Here is a 17,488-nt window from a genome sequence, read left to right as displayed (position 1 = left end):
CGCAAAATGCGGGAGAACCACAGAAACCGGGCAACCCCACAGCTCTGGCGACATCTCGCGAAGCTTGTTTCCGCCGTTCTCCTTCGCTGATGCAGCCAAGCTGTGGACCTTGCCTGTTACGCGCCGGGCGATCCCGACTGCGCCGGGGCGAGACGACCGGCGCGCCGGAAAGAAATGTGCGAATCCCCGCTACCGCGCGGGGCCGCCCGACCAGCAGGCGAAGCGTTCTCGAGCCGACTGGCGAATGCCGTCACGGTCCCTTGGCGCTCGCCGACGTTGTGTGATTGTCAAGCCGCATGAAGTCGACGAAGGCACGAAACGCTGCCGGCATCCTCGTCCGACTGGAATAATAGAGATGAAATCCGGGTAGAGGCTCGCAATAGTCGTCCATCACCCGCATCAGAGAGCCGCGTTCCATATGAGGTTTAACGAAGTCTTCCAGCAGGAAAGCAAGCCCCATGCCTTGCAGAGCACCTGCGAGCAGCAGATCGGTGTCGTTGGCGGTCAGCACATTCTCGACTTCGACCGCGGTCGAGCCCGAGCCAGCTGGTTTCGTGAAGCGCCAAGCCAAGAGCGCGCCGCTCCCCTCCCACCGGTAGCTGAGGCAGCGATGGCCGTCGAGATCGCGGGGTGTGGTCGGAGGTGGGCGGGTGGCGAAGTAGTCCGGTGAGCCTACCACGGCGGTACGAAGATCCGGGGTGATCCGCACCGCGATCATGTCGCGGCTGATTTGGCATCCGATCCTGACACCGGCATCGAACCCTTTCGCCACCACGTCGGTCATCTCGTTGTCGATGACGAGATCCAGTCGCACATCGGGATATGCGACTGCGAAGGCACCGAGGCGCGGAAGAACCGCGAGCCGCGCCGCGATGCTCGGTAGGTTGATGCGCACCACTCCCTTGGGACGCGCTTGGTAGGTCTCGATCTCGCGGATTGCGGCGTCCATGTCCTGCAAGGTCGGCGCGATGCGGCTGTGGAGCATCTGACCGGCCTCCGTCGGCGCGACGCTGCGCGTCGTCCGGTTCAGGAGCCGCAGGCCAAGGCGCTCTTCCAGGGTACGGACCGTTCGGCTGAGTGCGGAGGGCGACATCCCGAGGCGCTTTGCGGCGTGACGGAAACTGCGGGTCTCGGCGACGTGGATGAAGGCTCGCAGCTCGGCGTATACGTTCGGCGTCAATTGTACACTCCATGCGCAACGAATGATGCCGGATTGGCGGCATTCTCCTCGACAATGCCATCGCGCAGATTGGCCGCCGACAGCCGAGCGCCCCGATGGAGTGGGTGCCGTCGGGGACAAAGATCATGGACACCATGCGGCGCTGGGAGCTCGATGCGGTCGGGCACGAGCATCTTCACTTGCGCGACGTGCCGGTGCCGACGCCGGGTGCAGGGGAGATCCTGGTGCGTGTCGACGCCGTCGCCCTGAATTATCGGGACAAGATGGTGGTCGAGAGCGGGCGCGGGCTACCCCTCCGGTTCCCCTTCACGCCTGGATCTGACCTCGCCGGCGTGGTCGTAGCGCGCGGTGCGGGCGCCACGCGCTTCGCCATCGGGGACCGGGTTCTCTCGACCCCGACGCCGGATTGGATCGACGGCCTGCGCCCCGGCACCGCGCGCACGCCCGCATACAGGACGCTCGGCGGCTTCTACCCGGGGGTGCTCGCCGAGTACGTCGCGATGCCCGAAACCTGGTTCGTGCGCGTACCGGCAAGCCTGGAGAAATGGCAAGCCTCGACGTTGCCGGTGGCCGGGCTCACGGCATGGTCGGCGCTCGTCGAGAACGCCGGCGTGCGCGCCGGCGACACCGTGCTGATCCACAGCACCGGCGGCGTCGCGCTCTTCGGTCTGCAGATCGCCAGGGCGCACGGGGCGGAGGTCATCCTGTGCGGCCGTCCCGAGAACGAGGCACGGGCGCGCAAACTCGGCGCCACCCACTTCGTCGATACCGGACGCAGCGACTGGATGGAGACGGTTTATCGACTCACCGACGACCGCGGAGCCGACATCGTGCTGGAGGTGATCGGAGGGGCCCATCTCGGCAGGTCCGTCGAACTCGCGGCGGTCGGCGGTCGCGTTTGCCAAATCGGGGCGCTCGACGGTTTCGAGTTCAGTGCACCAGCCATGCCCCTGATGCTGAAGAACGTGACCATCCACGGCATCGGCACGGGAAGCCGCAGTGCGTTGGAACGCCTCGTGCGGGCGGTCGATCGTGCCGGCATCGAGCCCATCGTCGATAGACGTTTCCCGCTGTGCGACCTGGCCGAGGCTTTCCACCACCTCGACCGCGGCCCAGTCGGCAAGGTCGTGATCGACGTGGCGCGATGATCCCCAAGACTGCGTCGAATGAACCACGGCCGCTTACATGCTAGGCCGCCGCGCGGATGACGGACTTAGAGGAAACCGGCCTCGACGAGACGAGCAATTTCGCACGACGCGACGATGTCGACGTCCTCGCTCGTCCTCTTGGCCCGCGCGGTGAGGCTGCGCGCTCCGGCGCGTGGGGAGGATCTGCAGCTGCGCGTAGAGGCGTGTCTCGCCATGATGAAGGAGAATGCCAGCCGGCCGTGCCCCGCCGCTGGAGCACCCGAGCGGAGGCGCCATTCTACGAGACGCCAGTTTTATCCATTTGATGCGAGCAGCTCACACCCAACTCTGTATGGCTGCAGTTGCCGGGTATAATGACTATCTGGCAGCTGAAACCGGGCTGCCGATACCCTTCAGTCGGACAGGAACGGGCTGAGCTGTGCCAGAACCTCATCAGCCGCGTCCTCCGGTTGCAGATGCCCGCCCCGTATCCCGCGGCCTTCGACATCGCCGGCCCAGCGTCGCCAGATCTCGACGGGGGACGCACGTCCCGGGACGGCTTCCGCTTCAGGCCAGAGCACCAGCACCGGGCAGGACAGCCTGCGTCCCGCCGCCCGGTCAGCCACGTCCAGCGCGAGATCCTCGCCGAGGGCCGCCCGGTAATCCTCGCAGATCATGTGCCTGACGGAGGGATCGCGAAAGGCGGTCCGGTAAGCCTCGCGTGCGTCCGCCTCGATAATGTTCCGCCCTCCTGCCATCCGGTCCAGAGCGCGATCGATGAAGGCGTCCGGATCAGCTGCGAGAAGGCGCTCCGGCAGGTCCGCCTCCTGGGCGAACAGGAACCAGTGGAAGTTCCGCGCGGCGAAGCGATGGTCGACGCCCGCCAGAGCATCAAGCGTCGGCACGACCGCCAGCGAGGCGAAGCGCGTCACGACGCACGGGTGATCCAACACCAACCGGTATCCGGCTCGTGCCCCCCGGTCATGCCCGACCAGGGCGAAGCGGTCGTGGCCCAGCGCCCGCATCAGGGCGACCAGCGCCGCCGCGACCCGCCGCTTGGTCCAGCGTGGGGACGTCGCGCGCTGCACGCTTGCGCCGTACCCCGGCAGATCCGGGGCGACCACCGTATGCCGGTGGGCCAGCGCTGGTGCCACCTTGCGCCAGGCGATGTGCGTCTCGGGATAGCCGTGCAGGAGGAGTAGCGGCGGTCCCGAACCGCCAAGCACGCCCCTGAAGCGGACGCCGCCCGCCTCCACGTCCAGGGGGCGGAAGCCAGGGAAGAATGCTGGCCCGTGGGAAGGCACGGAGGCGTGCGGCTCTCGCGGCATGATCCTGGTCAGCCCCTGTTCGCCGCGGCCACGAACGCTGCCAGCTCGCGCCCGAAGCGCACCGGTTCCTCGTGGAACGGGCTGTGCCCGCTCTCGGCGTAGACGGACAGGTGGCTCTGCGGCTTGAGGGAGCGGACATGCTCGGACATCGCCAAGCGCACGAGCCTGTCATGGGCACCATGCGTCAGCAGGAGCGGACCATCGTAAGCCGCGAGAGCGTGCCCGAGGTCAGTTGTCTCGGTCCGCACGAAGCCCTCGTTCGCGGCGCGTGCCGTCATGCCGTTGATCACGAGCATCCGTTGGAGCTCGACGCCGGTCGGCGGCCGGTGGAAGCAGGCGGCGAGGAAGTCCGCCGTCGCGGCAACGCGCGTCGCGAGGTCGTGCGAGGTCGCGCTGCCCGTGAATTCGCCCGCGAGCGGGGTGAGCAGGTCCGGCGACAGCCTGGTCACGGCATCGACGAGATTGACCCCGGCAATGCCCGAGCCGCCGTGCTTGCGTAGGTACGCACCCGCCACGTAGCCGCCAAGCGACCAGCCGACGAGAACGGGACGGCGCAACTTGGCAGCGCCTATCACGGCTGCGACGTCGTCCGCCCATCGGTCGGCGTCGGAGTAGGCCTCCAGGGCGGTCGGCTTGTCGGAATCGCCGTGCCCGCGCAGATCGAAGCGAACCAGGCGCAAGCCTGCGAGGGCCGGGTCGGCGAACTGCTTGTCCCAACTAAGCCGGCTCTGGCGTAAGCCATGGATGAAGAGGATCTCCGGCGCACTGGGGTCACCCTTCGACTGGCCCGTCAGCACGGTGCCGTCCGACGAACGGGCGGAGAACGTGACGAGAGCATCGGCGGCGTCGGTGAATACTTCCTCGCTATTCGACAGGGGCGATCGCGCGGATGCGGACCTTGGTTGCATGATCCCCGTGCCGACGACGGCAGCCGCAGTCACGAGGTGGCGGCGCGTTGGATGCATGGAAGCGCTCCGTTTTTTAGCGATCGTTAATCAACCGCGCTTGACCGGAGCTGTCAAGGGTAGTTTAGTGGACATTATGCAACGAGACCTCAGACCGCGTGGCGGCCGGCCATGGAGCTTCGACCGCGACGCCGCCCTCGAGACTGCGATGCGGCTGTTCTGGCGTCATGGCTATGAGGGCGTGTCGATCGGCGACTTGACGAAAGCAATCGGCGTAGCGCCACCGAGCCTGTATGCAGCCTTCGGCAGCAAGGCGGGCCTCTACCAGCAGGCGTTGGCGCGGTACGAGGAGACGCAAGGCGGTTTCGATCCCGCGGACATCGCGTCCGCTGCGTCACTGCCGGACGCGGCGCGACGGCTGCTCGAAGGGGCCCTGGCCGCTGTCACGCGGCATCAGCACGAGCGGGGTTGCATGATTTCAAGCGGCCTGATCGCCTCTCATCCGGATCATGCCGAACTGGCGCGCGATGCGGCCGCGCGGCGGGAGGCGCTGCGCGGCCGCATCGCACAGGCGCTGTCCCCGTTCGCACCGGACGGTGAGGTGCAGCGGATGGCGAGGCACCTGGCTGCCGTGATGCAAGGAATCTCGATCCAGGCACGGGACGGCGTCGCGTCGTCGGAATTGCAAGGCGTCGTCGAAGACGTCGTCGCCGGCATTGCCGCTCGCGACGCTCAAGGGCAGCCGCGTTCGGTTCTTCGGGCGTGCAGCGAGCGTTGACCGGTTCCTCTTCGAGCCCATTCATGGCAGACGGACGGGATATTATCCTACCTGGACGAGGGAAGATCACCGCCGGTCCCAGAACTTCGACGAGGCGGCCGGCGTCTCAGCCATCGCCGGTATCATGCTCGGCCTGTAGCCGAGCCGGGCTGGGGCCCTGACGGCGGTCGACCGCGGCCGGGTCGGGATGCCAAGCCCTTCGCATCGAAAGTCCGACCGCGCTGCGAAGGGCGAATGCTCAAGGTACTGCGGCCGCGCGACGATGTGGGGCGTGATCGTGTAGCCGAACGGGTCAGGGAACGCGAAGTAGCGGCCGAGGTGATGGGCTGCGGTCGTTCCGGGTGGCGTCTGGGCCCAACGCGCACGCGGCGTGCGCTTTCTCCACCGACCGACTTGGCCTGCTGGAAGCGCTGCGCGACCACTTTGCCGCACCTACTTCGTTCGACGATCAGGATGAGATCGTGAGCGCCCTCTGCCGTCTCGAGGAGCGCGGAATGCCACTTTCCCGGGTCGGTGCGAGGGGCAATCCCAGTCCAGCTTCGAGGCGATCACCGGCTGGAAGCCGTGCTTGGTCTGGCCAGCAGCCCGAGATGGCTGATGCCGAAGCCACTCGCATACTTGAGCCCATACCCGAGGGCGCGGTCAAAGCCGATATGTGCGGCCCAGATCAGCCCCACCGTCACCAGCAGCGGGGCTTGTGCGAATGAGCCCCAGGCCATGCAGGCGAGCGGCAGGGCATACCAGTGACCGAAGTTGTAGAGGGTAGCGCCTGCCCTGCGCCCGGCGAGATAGCCCAGCATGGTGAGATCGGGAGCCAGGAAGAGGGCGGCATAGAGCCACCAGCCCCTATCTTGCTGGCCGTAGGCGACCGTCGCAGCAACGAGTACGCCGAGGCCCTCGAGCCGCAGCAGTGTTCTTGGTCCCCCAGTCACGACACCAGACATAGCGGATGCTCCCATTTCCGTCGTGCCGGATGCGAGACATGGCGCACCTGCCGCCGTATAGGAATCCGCCCATTCTCCATATATGCTATTCAGAAATGAATAGAATCGATTGGACGCTCCTGCGGTCGTTCCTCGCGGTGATCGAGACGGGGTCGTTGTCGGCTGCCGCAACGCTCATCGCTTCAACCCAGCCGACGCTGAGCCGCCACATCCGCGAACTGGAGGCGACTCTCGGCGTCACCTTGTTCACACGCTCGGTGCGGGGTCTCGATCCGACCGGTGCGGCGCTTGGCTTGATCGACGACGCACGTGCGATGGGGGCGGCGGCTGAGGCCCTGATGCTCAAGGCGGAGGGGCGCGCGCACACCCTGAAGGGCACCGTGCGCATCACGGCCTCCGTCGTGGTCGCCAACCTCCTCCTGCCGTCGATCGTCGCGGCCCTGCGTGAAGCTGAGCCCGCGATCCAGATCGAGATCGTCGCGTCCGACGTGACCCAGAACCTGCTGCGCCGCGACGCGGACATTGCCATTCGCATGGTCGAGCCGACGCAGGATGCCCTCATCGCCCGTAAGCTTGGGGATGTCCCGCTCGGCTTGTTCGGCGCGCGCGCCTACCTCGCCCGCCGCAGCCAGCCCCGATCGATGGCAGATCTCCTCACCCACGACGTGATCGGGTTTGACCGGAGCGATGCCATCCTGCGGGCCTATGCAACCCTCGGACATCCCGTGCGGCGCGAAGCGTTCCCAGTCCGATGCGATGACCAGATGGTCTATTGGCACCTCCTGCTGGCCGGAGCGGGGCTGGGCTTCGCGCAGCGCGTGCTGGCACGTCGTCATCCCGAGCTCATCGAGGTCCCGATCGTTGACATGCATGTGCCGTCCCTGCCGGTTTGGCTGGTCATGCACGAGGAGGTGCGCCGCAACGCCCGCGTCCGCCGCGTCGCCGACCAGCTGTCGCAGGCGTTTGGCGACCTCTTGCGGCGGCCAAACAGAAGGGTAGATCAAACGCCTCAAGCTGCTGAAGAGGAGCATGTACGGCCGAGCTAAACTCGACCATTTTCGTCGCCGTTTCCTCCTGGCGGCCTGATTTACCGAACTCGCCAATGAACCATTTCAGGGGGGGCTGTCCACGAATCGCAGCCACCCCGGATGCGGGCGAGGTCAGCCGTCGGACCAACCCCGCCGTCCGCGCGTTCCTCGCGACGCTGCACCGGACCTTCCGGGGGCGCATGGAGGCCGCGCCCGGTTGAACCCCGCCACCCCGGTCGCCCTGCCGAACGTCGTCGGCGGCTTCGGGGTGTCCCGCCCGTCAGGCGCCGAAGGCACCGTCGATGGTGTGCATCGCACCGGTCACGAAGCTCGCTTCCGGTCCGGCGAGCCAAGCCACCATCCCGGCGACCTCTTCGGGCCGCCCGTGGCGCTTGATGGCCATGAAGCCGTGCATCAGATCCCGCATCGGCCCGTTCTCTGGGTTGGCGTCCGTGTCGACCGGGCCGGGCTGCACGACGTTCACCGTGATGCCGCGGGGCCCGAAGTCCCGCGCCAAGCCCCGCGCAAGGCCCTGGAGGGCGGACTTGCTCAGCGCGTAGGACGCCATGCCCGCGACCGGCATGCGGTCGCCGTTCACCGAGCCGATCACGATGATCCGCCCGCCCTCCGGCATCCGCCGGGCCGCCTCGACCGAGGCGTGGTATGGGGCGTGGACGTTGACCCGGAAGAGGCGGTCGATCTCGTCCGGGTCCTGCTCCAGGGCGTCGCCGAAGATCGCGTAGCCGGAATTCACCACTAGGACGTCCAGGGGACCGCTCTCGCGCACCGTCGCGATGACCGCGTCGCGGTCGGCGCTGTCGGTCCGGAGCGCCTTGCCGCCGGTCTCGTGGGCCAAGCGTTCGGCCGCCTCGCGCGATCCGGCGTATGTGAAGGTGACCGCCGCGCCGTCCGCCGCGAAGCGGCGCACGATGGCCGCCCCGATGCCCCGGCTCCCGCCCAGGACCAACACCGACTTCCCCTTGAACGTCCCCACGCCCGCCTCCTTGAGGATTAATTTACGAACCGCTACATAATTCCAACCACGACAGCGGTCAACGATTTTCATAATGGGTAGTACAAAAAACGCACGCCCCCGGGGCCGTCCCCGGCGCTTCGATCCCGACGACGCCGTCGCCGTTGCCATGGACCTCTTCCACGCCCGCGGCTACGACGCGGTCAGCGTCACGGACGTGACCGAGGCGCTCGGCATCAACCCGCCGAGCTTCTACGCTGCCTTCGGCAGCAAGCTCGGCCTCTATGCCCGGGTCCTGAAGCGCTATGCCGACGCCGGCGCCATACCCTTCGCGGATATCCTGCGGCCGAACCGCCCTGTGGCCGAGTGCCTGGCGACGCTCCTGGAGGAAGCGGCACGACGCTATGCCGCCGATCCTGCGGCGGCCGGTTGCATGGTCGTGGAAAGCACCCGCTGCGGCGACGCAGATGCCCGCGGGGCGGCGCGCGCCTACAATCTCGCTGCGGAAGCGGCGATCCGCGACTACGTCGCGGCGCGCCATCCGGACGAGGCCGAGCGCCTGACAGACTTCGTCGCGACGACCATGTTCGGCCTCTCCGCGAAGGCGCGGGGCGGGCACGGTCTCGACAAGCTCCTGGCGACCGCACGCCTAGCCGGCTCCGCCATCGCGTCGGCACTTCCTGAATGAGGGCCACCCGCCGCGGCATGGCGGCTCGACGTCCGGCTAACCAGGGACCTGCGCTTTCAAGGCTTCGTTTGGCCGCCGTCATGCTCGCGGTTGGCCGCATCAATCGCCGCGCCGTGCTCAAGTGCCCAGGCGCAGAGCGCCTCGAAGGGTTGACGTAGCGAATGACCCAGCGGCGTGATCGCGTACTCGACGCCGATGGGTGCGGTCGGCAGCACGGTCCGGGTCACCAGCCCGTTGCGCTCCAGCCGCTTCAACGTGTCCGCCAGCGCCTTGTGGGTGATGCCGTCGAGACGCCGCTTGATCGCGTTGAACCGTGCCGGACGCGGGCAGAGCACCGTGAGGATCAGGATCGTCCACTTGTCGGCGATCTTGTCCAGCACCGGGCGGACCCGCGCCATGTTGGCGAGCGCGCACTCGGACGCGGCTTCGAGGTCGGTATCGTCGGCCATATCTAAGCTACCCTAAGTGCGTTCTTGATAGCAGATATACGATCTGTATTTGAATCACCATCGCAGACGAAGGGATGCCGCGATGGCTCGCATGGTGGACAAGGTTGCTCTCGTGGTCGGCGGGGCGAAGGGCATTGGCCTCGCGGTCGCCGAGCGGCTGGCGGTCGAGGGCGCGTCGGTATTCCTCACCGGGCGGCACGCCGACGAGGTCGAGGCAGCCGCCGCGAGGCTCGGACGCGGCGCCCGGGGTCTCGTCGCGGACGCGGCCCTGCAGGAGGATCTGCACCGCGTCGTGGCGACGGTGCGGGAGACGCATGGCCGGATCGACGCGCTGGTCCTCAACGCAGGCATCTCGGAACCGGCGACCCTGCGCGACGGGACGCCCGAGCATTTTGACCGGCACTTCGCCGTCAACGTCCGCGGTGCCGTCTTCGGGTTGCAGGCGGCGCTGGGGGCGATGGGGCGGGGCGGGTCAGTCGTGCTGATGGGCTCGATTGCCGACGCCATGGGCGTCACGCCCTACGGGACTTACGCCGCGACGAAGGCTGCGCTCCGCTCCTACGCGCGCACCTGGACGGCAGAACTGGCCCCGCGAGGCATCCGCGTGAACGTGGTAGCCCCCGGCCCGACCGACACCGCCATGATGGCGAGCGTGCCGGAGGAGGGACGGGCCGCGCTGATCGCGCCGATCCCGCTCGGCCGCATGGCGCGCCCGGAGGAGGTGGCGGCGGCCACGCTGTTCCTGCTCAGCGACGAGGCGAGCTTCGTCGCGGGGGCCGAGCTGTGCGTCGACGGCGGGATGCGCCAAGTCTAGAGAATCGTCCTGGATATCGGATCCAGGACGATTCTCTAGGTTGTTGTGCCGCATCGGCTTTTTCCGAAAGCCGATGGCCACCTTTCGGGCCGATGCTCTAGCGTCTCGATGAAGGTATCATCGCGTCCGCTTCGGCCGGACCGCAGACCAACGGGGGACCGCCGCGACAGGACCGGTCCCGGGCGTTGAGGGCTGGGTACCGAGCCTCGGTGAGTGTGCGCGTGACGGGCGCAGTTCCGCGTCCTTCGGAGCCTATCCAGGCGGGGAAACCCTCTCGGTCCGCATGATGCTCATGACAAGTGGCTGGCGTGGCTTAGAGATTTGCCAGGGTGGCCGCCGGGAGTAGATTGCGGCGATGCTCAGGTCACTCGACCTTCTCAAGGAGACCACGCCGAGGCAGGCCCTCCTCGCCGCAGACGAGGAGGGCGCGGCTTTGCTCGGGGGCGGGAGCGGCTACGCCATGCCCTGGCACTGGCATGACTGCCTCATGCTCCTGTTGCCCAGCATCGGTGTCCTCGACCTCCGCTACGAGACGCGGCGCGAGGGCGTGTGGATGTCACGCGACCGGTTCGCCGCGGTCCCGGCGGGGCACGCCCACGAAACCGTCGCCGTTCGCGAGGGACAGGCACACCTCGCGCTCTACGTCACGGAGGCGGCCATCCGGCGGGTCGAGGCCGAGCTGGGCTCCCTTCACCGTGTCCGCGGGCAACTCGACGCGAGCGCGCTGTTCCCGGTTACGCCGGAGATCCGGGGGCTGCAGGCGCTCTGCCGCGAGGATGGTGGCGATACCCTAGGCGGGGCCGCCGTCCGGTCCCGCCTGGCGGGGGCCCTGCTGATCCGGTGTCTCGCCGCCATGGAGCGGAGCCAGCCGCTGCCGACGGCGTCGCGCCGCGGCCATGCGGCGGCTCTCGTGGACGAAGCCAAGGCCATCGTCGCGGAACGCCTGCAGGACGACGTCGCACTCGACGCTCTCGCCGACCGCCTCAGCGTCTCGCGCCGGCACCTGACGCGCCTGTTCCGCGAGCAGGTCGGTCTCTCCATCGGCGCCTTCCAGCAAGCCAAGCGCCTCGATGCCGCCATGGAGTTGCTGAGCCGCACCGACTTGGCCGTCGACGAGGTGGCGTCCCGGGTCGGGTTCGACAGCGGTTCGGCGCTCGCGCGCGCCCTGCGCAAGCGTGACGGCCTCTCGCCTCGGGAGATCCGCAGGCTGTCCCTGGCCCGTCCGGTCGGAACATAGGGCCCGCTCGGTCGCGCGAGCCGAACCCGCCCGATCCATACTCCCTCGACACGCCGCAATGGTTGCCGGACAGCCCGGCAGCCCCTGCGCAGGGAGCTTTGTGCCATGGCCGACGTCGAGGTCGTCAACGTCTTCACTCACGACGGCAGCGGCGGGAACCCCTGTCCCGTCGTGGCGGAGGCCACTGACATGAGTGCGGACGAGATGCGGGACGTCGCCCGGCGCCACGGCCACGAGAGTGGCTTCGTTCTGCCGTCCGAGGACGACGCCCACGACTACCGATTCCGCTTCTTCGTGCCCAACCACGAGATGGAGATGTGCGCCCACGCCACGGTCGGCGCCCTCTGGGTGCTGGCCCGTCAGGGACGGCTGCCGGGTGGGCCGGTGCGGATCGCGACGGCCAGCGGTACCGTGACCGGCTACGTGCAGGCGCGTGATGCCGGTGATCGGCAGGTCGAGATCACGCAGCCTCCCGGCCGGGTGACGCCGCTGTCGGCGGCCCGCACGGACGAGGTCTGCGCGGCACTCGGCATCAGCCGGGACGCGCTAGCCGATCTGCCCGTGCACAACGCCGCCACCTCGCGCGTGAAGACGCTTGTCCCGGTGCGGACGCCGGAAGCCCTTCACGCCCTTTCGCCGGACCCCACCACCGTCGAGGCCGTGTGCCGACGGATCGGCTCGACGGGCCTCTATCCCTACGCAGTCGTGGACGGGAGGGCGCGCTTGTTTGAGGCGCGACAGTTCCCGCGCTCGTCCGGCTACCCGGAGGACGCCGCGACCGGCATCGCCGCGGCGGCGCTGGCCTTCGGCCTTCTCCACGACGGGACGGTCCCGCCCGAGGACGGTCTCATCCGCGTCCACCAGGGCCGCGCCATGGGGCGGCTGTCGGAGATCCAGGTCCGGATCGGCTTTGCCGGTGACCGGCCCGTGGGCTGCCTGCTCGGTGGCGAGGTCGCGCCGTTCGGGGGCGATACGGGCCATGGTATGGCGCTAGGGGCAGTGGCATGAGCGGCGCCATCCTGGCCCGCCTCGCGAACGCCGGTCTGATCTTTTTGCCGCCGAACCCTCCGGCCGCCAACGACGTGCCGTTCACGCGCGTCGGTGCGATGTTGCTGATCGCCGGCCAGACGCCCGTGCTGAACGGCGAGCCGCAGATCCGTGGCGTCGTGGGCGTGAGCGTCACGGTCAAGGAGGCACAGGCCGCAGCTCGCCTGTGCGCGCTGAACATCCTGGCCCAGGTCCACGCTGCACTGGACGGCGACCTCGACCGGGCGCGCTGCCTGCGCATCGGCGGCTTCGCCCGCTGCCAGGACGACTTCACAAAGCAGGCGCGGGTGCTCGACGGAGCCTCCGACCTTCTCGTGCTCGCCCTGGGCGAGAACGGGCGGCACGCCCGCACCGCGGTCGGGACGAACGCGCTGCCGCGCGGCGTGCCAGTCGAGATCGACGCGATCTTCGCCGTGACCTGATTGACCGAAGCACCGACGCGGCAGCCCGGCCGTGCGGCAATGACGAAGGACCCATACGATGCAAACCTCCACGAGGGCGGCGTTCGCCGCGACGATGATGCTTGCCTCAGGCTTGGCCTCGACGCCGGCCGGGGCGGAGGAGCTCACGGGCACGCTGAGGAAGGTGAAGGAAACCGGGGTCATCACCCTCGGCTTCCGGGATGCCTCGGTGCCGTTCTCCTTCCTCGACGGCAACCAGAAGCCGGTCGGGTACGCGCTGGACATCTGCTACCGCATCGCGGACGCGGTGAAGGAGCGCCTCGGCCTGTCCAAGCTCGACATCCGCCTCAACGGCGTGACCTCTGCCACACGCATCCCGCTGATCGCCAACGGCACCATCGACCTGGAGTGCGGCTCGACGACGAACAACTTCGAGCGCCGCAATCAAGTGGCCTTCACCAACACCGACTTCCTGACGGCCACGCGCTTCGTCGCCAAGCGGAGCGCCGGCTTGCACACCATCGACGACCTCCGCGGCAAGACCGTCGTCTCGACCTCGGGAACGATCAACCTGCGGCAGATCATGGAAGCCAATACGGCGCGCAAGCTCGGTCTGACGATCCTTCCAGCTGTTGACCACGCGGAGGCGTTCCTGATGGTCCAGAACGGGCGGGCGGCGGCGTTCGTGATGGACGACGTGCTGCTGGCGTCCCTGGTCGCCGGCGCGAAGGACCCGGGTGCCTTCGAGATTTCGAGCGAGGCGCTCTCGAAGCCCGAGCCCTACGCCATCATGCTTCGCCGGGAGGATGCGCCGTTCAAGGCGGTCGTCGACGCCGCCACAGCCAAGCTCTACACGAGCCCGGAGGGCAAGGCGCTGTACGAGCGGTGGTTCACGCAACCGATCCCGCCGCGCGGCATCAACCTGAATCTCCCGATGGATGAGGCGCTGCAGCGAGCCTTCTTGCGGCCGAGTGACAGTCCAGATCCCGCGACTTACTCGAGGTCCGGCGGGGAGCACCCGCAAGGAGCTCCCCGCCGGTGGGCACGTCGGTGACGTGCCGCTTCGCAACTCAGGCCATGAGCGGCCACTCGTTCGTGGCATCGAACTTCAGGGCGTCGCCCATCATCCTGCCCGCCCATCTCCCGACGAAGGCGGCGATGGGCGGCGCCTCCACGCGCGAATAGGCGTCGAGCAGCGGCGTCGGCGCGTTCTTGAACAGGCGGTGGACGCCGAGGAGCGCCCGGCGGCAGGTCGCGACGTCGGCCTCGGTCATGGAGCGGTGATCCGCCGCCAACTCGTTGGCGCGCGCTCCATTCTTCGGGGGTCATGGGGACCGTTCAAGGGGAGGGCCGAGGCATATACGGAGGTCGACCCGGGCTCGCCATAGCGACCTGCCCACCCCGTCCGGCGAGGTGTCGCCACAAGACGTACGACCGTCTGGGCCCCGCGCCGAGCAGCGCGCGAACGCGGGCGGAAGCCACCAGGTTCTGACGCGGCTTGCAACCCGGACAGTGGTGGGGAAGGCAAGCGTCATCGCCCAAGGACCGGGTCCTCGCCGGCCTCGACGGCGGCCGGCTCGTGCGGGTGCTCACCGACCGGTGCCCACTGCTCCCAGGCTACCACCCGTACTATCCGAGTTATCGGCAGCCCACCTTGGCCTTCGCCCTGGTGGTGGAGGCGCTGCGCTATCGGGCATAAGGGTTCGAGGATCCCGCCCGGCCTCACGATCCCGCTTACCGGACTTTCAGCGCCTCCTCGATGAGGCCCCGCACCTGCTGCCAGGCCGGGGCGGACGGCGTGACGAGGTCGAAGTGGCCGGCATCCGGGACGTCGACCAGCCGGGGCGCGGGCACGGGCTTGCTCCTGAGGGCGCGGGCATAGTCGTAGGCGACCCAGGGCGGGACCAGCCGGTCGAGCACGCCGCTGACTATGACGACCGACCCGGCCGAGGGCGTGAGGGCCGCCGGCGACACCTCCGCGAGCTTGTCCGTCGGTGCGAGCCGTTCCGCGATGCCGGGGCCGCACAGCACCGGGACGAAGCGGGTGAACGTCGCGAGGTCGCCCACTCCGCCCAGGCTAATGACGGCGCGCGGGATGAAGCGGGGCGACTCATGCAAGGGGCTCGCGGCGGGAAGCGAGCCGCGCGAGACCGCCCACAGCGCGAGGTGGCCCCCCGCGGAGTGCCCGGCGAGCACGACCCGTGAGAGGTCAAGACGATGGGTGGGCGCATCAGCGACGAGCTGGTCCAGGGCCGCGCTGACGTCCTGGTAGGTGCCGGGATAGCCGCCGGCCTCGTTGGCGCGACGGTAGCCGACGCTCCAGACGGCGATGCCGCGGCGCGTCAGTGCCGGTCCGAGGTGCCGCATCTGCTGTCGTCCGGCGGTGGTCGCGCTCCAGCAGCCGCCGTGGATGAGGACGGCGACAGGGTGCGGGCCGGGCCCGTCGGGCAGGAAGACGTCGATGCCCTGCGCGGCGGCTTCACCGTACGCGACCTGCAGGGTCGGCTCCGGCCGTGGCAGGTCGCGGAAGATGGCAAGCTCGACCGGGTCGGCCAAGGCCGGTCCGACGGCCAGCGCCGTCGCCATCACGAAGGCAGCGCATCGCTTCATGCCAGCCTCCCACCGACCGCACTTGGCCGGCACCGACAGGTCGCGTTGGCAGTCAGCATAACAGACCACCACCCGGATCACCCGGTCCGAGCCGCGACCCGGCGGAATCTCCGGCGACGAAATGGCCGGTCAATCCCGAGCCATCTAATGTGGCACAACGTCACAATATTGTGGCTGCCGGACCGACCAATCTGCGCGAATGGCCACTGTCGGTCGGTGAGCGGTCATTCCCGTAGCTTCGATCGAAGGTCAGCTACTGGCGGATTTCGTTGAAAAACTCCGGATGCTGCCGGAGCGATGCTCCACACCAAGCCGCGTGGAGAATAATATTCTGCGTAGACCTAAGCGCTTCTATGTATTTGGTGCCGCTGAGGGCCAACACGAGATAATTCTTCCCCTAATCAAGGCATGCGAGGTGGCGTTAGACGTCACCTCCGAGTTTTTCAACATTGGGTAATGGGCGGCAGCTCTCCCGTGGAAGCCCGATAGGATCGGCTCCGCTGCCGGAAGAGGAGGCTGCTCATGGAGTATTTTGCGGGCCTGGATGTCTCGATGGAAGAGACGCACGTCTGCGTGGTCGATCGTGACGGCGCGGTCATTCATCAGGGCAAGGCAGCCTCGACGCCGGCCGACATCGAGCAGGAGCTCGCGAAGGCACCCGCCTGCCGCCGGATCGTGTTCGAGACCGGCCGGATGGCTCCGATGCTGTTCCACGGCTTGGCCGCGTACGGGCTGCCGGTCGTCTGCGTCGAGAGCCGGCAGGCCTCCCAGGCACTGAAGTCCCTCAGCACCCACAAGACCGACCGCAACGATGCGCGAGGGCTCGCTCACCTGGCACGAACCGGCTTCTTCAAGCCGGTGCACGTCAAGTCGCTGCCGGCCCATGCGGTGAGGTCGTTGATCCTCGCGCGCAAGAAGCTGGTTGGCCAGCGGGTCACGCTGGAGAACCAGATCCGCGGCCTTGCCGTCGTGTTCGGGGTTCGGTTGCCGCGGGCCCTCAGCCCTGCCTTCATCGAGCAGGCTCTGCGGTCAAGCGAGGGGATCGCTGGACTGTCCGCCGCCATGCGCGGCCTGATCGGCGCGCGAGCCGCCGTGCTGGCGGCCGTGGCAGCCATCGACGCCGATATCAAGAAGATGGTCCGAGCTTCGGATGCCTGCCGCCGGTTGATGACGATCCCCGGCGTCGGTCAGCTCACCGCACTCGCCTTCACGGCAGCCGTCGATGATCCGGAGCGCTTCAGGCGCTCCCGCGATGTCGGTCCGTATCTCGGCCTTGTTCCGCGGCGCTACCAATCGGGCGAGGTCGACTACACCGGCAGCATCTCGAAGTGCGGCGACCGGCGGGTCAGAACGCTGCTCTACGAGGCCGCCAACGTGATGCTGACGCGTTGCAGGCGGCCTCTGAAGCTGAAGGACTGGGCCCTGGCCATCGCGCAACGCTCGACGATGCGCAAGGCGCGCATCGCGCTCGCACGCCGGCTGGCGATCATCATGCACGCGATGCTGCGGCAGGGCACCGAGTTCAAGCCCGCGTAAGGTCGACATCGCGGGATAAGAGGCCGAACCGAGCTCCCGAGCGGGAGCGACGCCCGAGGGAGGGAGTGGAGGACGGCGCCGATTCTGTAGCATGCGGCCCCGCGCCGACTGCGGTTTCAACCGAGCCGCCCCGCACCCAGCTGACCCCATCAAGTGCCGCACGAGCACGCAGAGAACGCAGGCACCCGAAAGCGTCGAACGCTCTGGATCGAGCGGCCGCCCATTGACCCATTAGAGAACGAAATCGGCGCTGAGCGGAAGGCGGGAGTGGCCGCCAAAGCGGGGTTTTCTGCCGGTCGCGACGGCCGACAAGCTCTGACCGCCCTCCCCTACCCGAAGCCCATCGAGACGCTCCCGGGATCGCCCGAGAGTTCCCGCGCGTCCACTGTCCCAAAACCGTTCCCGCGGGAACGGTGGATTGAGCTAGAGCCGTGCCCGCTCAT

At 68.1% G+C, this 17,488-nt stretch carries 17 protein-coding genes and 1 pseudogene; 10 read left to right on the top strand and 8 right to left on the bottom strand.

Features of this window, described 5'->3' with window-relative positions; translation table 11 throughout:
- Nucleotides 1-250 precede the first annotated feature (250 nt).
- Complete coding sequence (locus tag MFF61_RS27970) at nt 251-1,180, bottom strand: LysR family transcriptional regulator (RefSeq protein ID WP_238240965.1); 930 nt, start codon at nt 1,178-1,180, stop codon at nt 251-253.
- A gap of 125 nt (nt 1,181-1,305) precedes the next feature.
- Between MFF61_RS27970 and MFF61_RS27965 the strand changes: the two genes are divergently transcribed.
- Nucleotides 1,306-2,328 (top strand): zinc-dependent alcohol dehydrogenase family protein, encoded by a 1,023-nt coding sequence (locus tag MFF61_RS27965; protein WP_238240964.1) that lies wholly within the window; start codon nt 1,306-1,308, stop codon nt 2,326-2,328.
- A 392-nt stretch (nt 2,329-2,720) separates the two neighbouring features.
- On the opposite strand, the gene MFF61_RS27960 is transcribed toward MFF61_RS27965, so the two are convergent.
- A complete protein-coding gene (locus MFF61_RS27960) occupies nt 2,721-3,635 on the bottom strand; it encodes an alpha/beta fold hydrolase (RefSeq protein ID WP_238240963.1) in 915 nt (304 codons plus the stop codon).
- Nucleotides 3,636-3,643: 8 nt separating this feature from the next.
- Nucleotides 3,644-4,600, bottom strand: a complete 957-nt coding sequence (locus MFF61_RS27955) for an alpha/beta fold hydrolase (RefSeq protein WP_238240962.1) — start codon at nt 4,598-4,600, stop codon at nt 3,644-3,646.
- Nucleotides 4,601-4,676: 76 nt separating this feature from the next.
- Here MFF61_RS27955 and MFF61_RS27950 point away from each other — a divergent pair, with 76 nt between their 5' ends.
- Nucleotides 4,677-5,318, top strand: a complete 642-nt coding sequence (locus MFF61_RS27950; protein ID WP_306423421.1) for a TetR/AcrR family transcriptional regulator — start codon at nt 4,677-4,679, stop codon at nt 5,316-5,318.
- Between the two features lie 548 nt (nt 5,319-5,866).
- Here the strand turns inward: MFF61_RS27950 and MFF61_RS27945 are convergent.
- Nucleotides 5,867-6,262 (bottom strand): DUF4260 domain-containing protein, encoded by a 396-nt coding sequence (locus tag MFF61_RS27945; protein ID WP_238240960.1) that lies wholly within the window; start codon nt 6,260-6,262, stop codon nt 5,867-5,869.
- 5 nt (nt 6,263-6,267) lie between these two features.
- Between MFF61_RS27945 and MFF61_RS27940 the strand changes: the two are divergent.
- Nucleotides 6,268-7,215 (top strand): annotated as a pseudogene (locus MFF61_RS27940) (LysR family transcriptional regulator); the annotation flags it as partial.
- A 355-nt stretch (nt 7,216-7,570) separates the two neighbouring features.
- Here MFF61_RS27940 and bdcA read toward each other — a convergent pair.
- Nucleotides 7,571-8,284: an SDR family oxidoreductase gene (gene bdcA / locus MFF61_RS27935; RefSeq protein ID WP_238240959.1), complete on the bottom strand. Its 714-nt coding sequence runs from the start codon at nt 8,282-8,284 to the stop codon at nt 7,571-7,573.
- Between the two features lie 148 nt (nt 8,285-8,432).
- Between bdcA and MFF61_RS27930 the strand changes: the two genes are divergently transcribed.
- Nucleotides 8,433-8,951 (top strand): TetR/AcrR family transcriptional regulator, encoded by a 519-nt coding sequence (locus MFF61_RS27930; protein WP_238240958.1) that lies wholly within the window; start codon nt 8,433-8,435, stop codon nt 8,949-8,951.
- Nucleotides 8,952-9,007: 56 nt separating this feature from the next.
- On the opposite strand, the gene MFF61_RS27925 is transcribed toward MFF61_RS27930, so the two are convergent.
- Nucleotides 9,008-9,400 carry a winged helix-turn-helix transcriptional regulator gene (locus MFF61_RS27925; protein WP_238240957.1) on the bottom strand — a complete coding sequence of 131 codons (393 nt, stop codon included), beginning with the start codon at nt 9,398-9,400 and terminating at the stop codon, nt 9,008-9,010.
- A gap of 82 nt (nt 9,401-9,482) precedes the next feature.
- Here MFF61_RS27925 and MFF61_RS27920 point away from each other — a divergent pair, with 82 nt between their 5' ends.
- The 5 genes from MFF61_RS27920 to MFF61_RS27900 all read left to right on the top strand — a co-directional run bounded on the left by MFF61_RS27920 (nt 9,483) and on the right by MFF61_RS27900 (nt 13,953).
- Nucleotides 9,483-10,214 (top strand): SDR family NAD(P)-dependent oxidoreductase, encoded by a 732-nt coding sequence (locus MFF61_RS27920; protein WP_238240956.1) that lies wholly within the window; start codon nt 9,483-9,485, stop codon nt 10,212-10,214.
- A 355-nt stretch (nt 10,215-10,569) separates the two neighbouring features.
- Nucleotides 10,570-11,451 (top strand): AraC family transcriptional regulator, encoded by an 882-nt coding sequence (locus tag MFF61_RS27915; RefSeq protein WP_238240955.1) that lies wholly within the window; start codon nt 10,570-10,572, stop codon nt 11,449-11,451.
- Nucleotides 11,452-11,556: 105 nt separating this feature from the next.
- Entirely contained in the window at nt 11,557-12,459 is a 903-nt protein-coding gene (locus tag MFF61_RS27910) for a PhzF family phenazine biosynthesis protein (protein ID WP_238240954.1), read from the top strand.
- The gene (locus MFF61_RS27905) at nt 12,456-12,920 is read left to right on the top strand and encodes a RidA family protein (RefSeq protein WP_238240953.1); all 465 of its coding nucleotides are present in this window, start codon (nt 12,456-12,458) and stop codon (nt 12,918-12,920) included. Before MFF61_RS27910 ends, MFF61_RS27905 begins: the two co-directional genes overlap by 4 nt.
- Before the next feature lie 94 nt (nt 12,921-13,014).
- Complete coding sequence (locus tag MFF61_RS27900) at nt 13,015-13,953, top strand: amino acid ABC transporter substrate-binding protein (protein WP_238240966.1); 939 nt, start codon at nt 13,015-13,017, stop codon at nt 13,951-13,953.
- A gap of 16 nt (nt 13,954-13,969) precedes the next feature.
- On the opposite strand, the gene MFF61_RS27895 is transcribed toward MFF61_RS27900, so the two are convergent.
- A complete protein-coding gene (locus MFF61_RS27895) occupies nt 13,970-14,173 on the bottom strand; it encodes a hypothetical protein (RefSeq protein ID WP_238240952.1) in 204 nt (67 codons plus the stop codon).
- Between the two features lie 460 nt (nt 14,174-14,633).
- Nucleotides 14,634-15,509: an alpha/beta hydrolase family protein gene (locus MFF61_RS27885; protein WP_238240951.1), complete on the bottom strand. Its 876-nt coding sequence runs from the start codon at nt 15,507-15,509 to the stop codon at nt 14,634-14,636.
- A 522-nt stretch (nt 15,510-16,031) separates the two neighbouring features.
- Between MFF61_RS27885 and MFF61_RS27880 the strand changes: the two genes are divergently transcribed.
- Nucleotides 16,032-17,045 carry an IS110 family RNA-guided transposase gene (locus MFF61_RS27880; protein ID WP_238240950.1) on the top strand — a complete coding sequence of 338 codons (1,014 nt, stop codon included), beginning with the start codon at nt 16,032-16,034 and terminating at the stop codon, nt 17,043-17,045.
- The last annotated feature ends 443 nt before the right edge of the window (nt 17,046-17,488 follow it).

This window comes from Methylobacterium isbiliense (assembly GCF_022179325.1).
Lineage (GTDB): Bacteria > Pseudomonadota > Alphaproteobacteria > Rhizobiales > Beijerinckiaceae > Methylobacterium > Methylobacterium isbiliense.
This window is presented reverse-complemented; position numbering and strand designations above follow the sequence as displayed.

Bases quoted from the DNA above. Each gene is read 5' to 3' on its own strand.
- MFF61_RS27905 (WP_238240953.1), top strand. From the start codon at position 12,456: ATGAGCGGCGCCATCCTGGCCCGCCTCGCGAACGCCGGTCTGATCTTT.
- MFF61_RS27910 (WP_238240954.1), top strand. From the start codon at position 11,557: ATGGCCGACGTCGAGGTCGTCAACGTCTTCACTCACGACGGCAGCGGC.
- MFF61_RS27915 (WP_238240955.1), top strand. From the start codon at position 10,570: ATGCTCAGGTCACTCGACCTTCTCAAGGAGACCACGCCGAGGCAGGCC.
- MFF61_RS27925 (WP_238240957.1), bottom strand. From the start codon at position 9,400: ATGGCCGACGATACCGACCTCGAAGCCGCGTCCGAGTGCGCGCTCGCC.
- MFF61_RS27930 (WP_238240958.1), top strand. From the start codon at position 8,433: ATGGACCTCTTCCACGCCCGCGGCTACGACGCGGTCAGCGTCACGGAC.
- MFF61_RS27960 (WP_238240963.1), bottom strand. From the start codon at position 3,635: ATGCCGCGAGAGCCGCACGCCTCCGTGCCTTCCCACGGGCCAGCATTC.
- MFF61_RS27895 (WP_238240952.1), bottom strand. From the start codon at position 14,173: ATGACCGAGGCCGACGTCGCGACCTGCCGCCGGGCGCTCCTCGGCGTC.
- MFF61_RS27950 (WP_306423421.1), top strand. From the start codon at position 4,677: ATGCAACGAGACCTCAGACCGCGTGGCGGCCGGCCATGGAGCTTCGAC.
- MFF61_RS27945 (WP_238240960.1), bottom strand. From the start codon at position 6,262: ATGTCTGGTGTCGTGACTGGGGGACCAAGAACACTGCTGCGGCTCGAG.
- MFF61_RS27885 (WP_238240951.1), bottom strand. From the start codon at position 15,509: ATGAAGCGATGCGCTGCCTTCGTGATGGCGACGGCGCTGGCCGTCGGA.
- MFF61_RS27965 (WP_238240964.1), top strand. From the start codon at position 1,306: ATGGACACCATGCGGCGCTGGGAGCTCGATGCGGTCGGGCACGAGCAT.
- MFF61_RS27900 (WP_238240966.1), top strand. From the start codon at position 13,015: ATGATGCTTGCCTCAGGCTTGGCCTCGACGCCGGCCGGGGCGGAGGAG.
- MFF61_RS27880 (WP_238240950.1), top strand. From the start codon at position 16,032: ATGGAGTATTTTGCGGGCCTGGATGTCTCGATGGAAGAGACGCACGTC.
- MFF61_RS27920 (WP_238240956.1), top strand. From the start codon at position 9,483: ATGGCTCGCATGGTGGACAAGGTTGCTCTCGTGGTCGGCGGGGCGAAG.
- MFF61_RS27955 (WP_238240962.1), bottom strand. From the start codon at position 4,600: ATGCATCCAACGCGCCGCCACCTCGTGACTGCGGCTGCCGTCGTCGGC.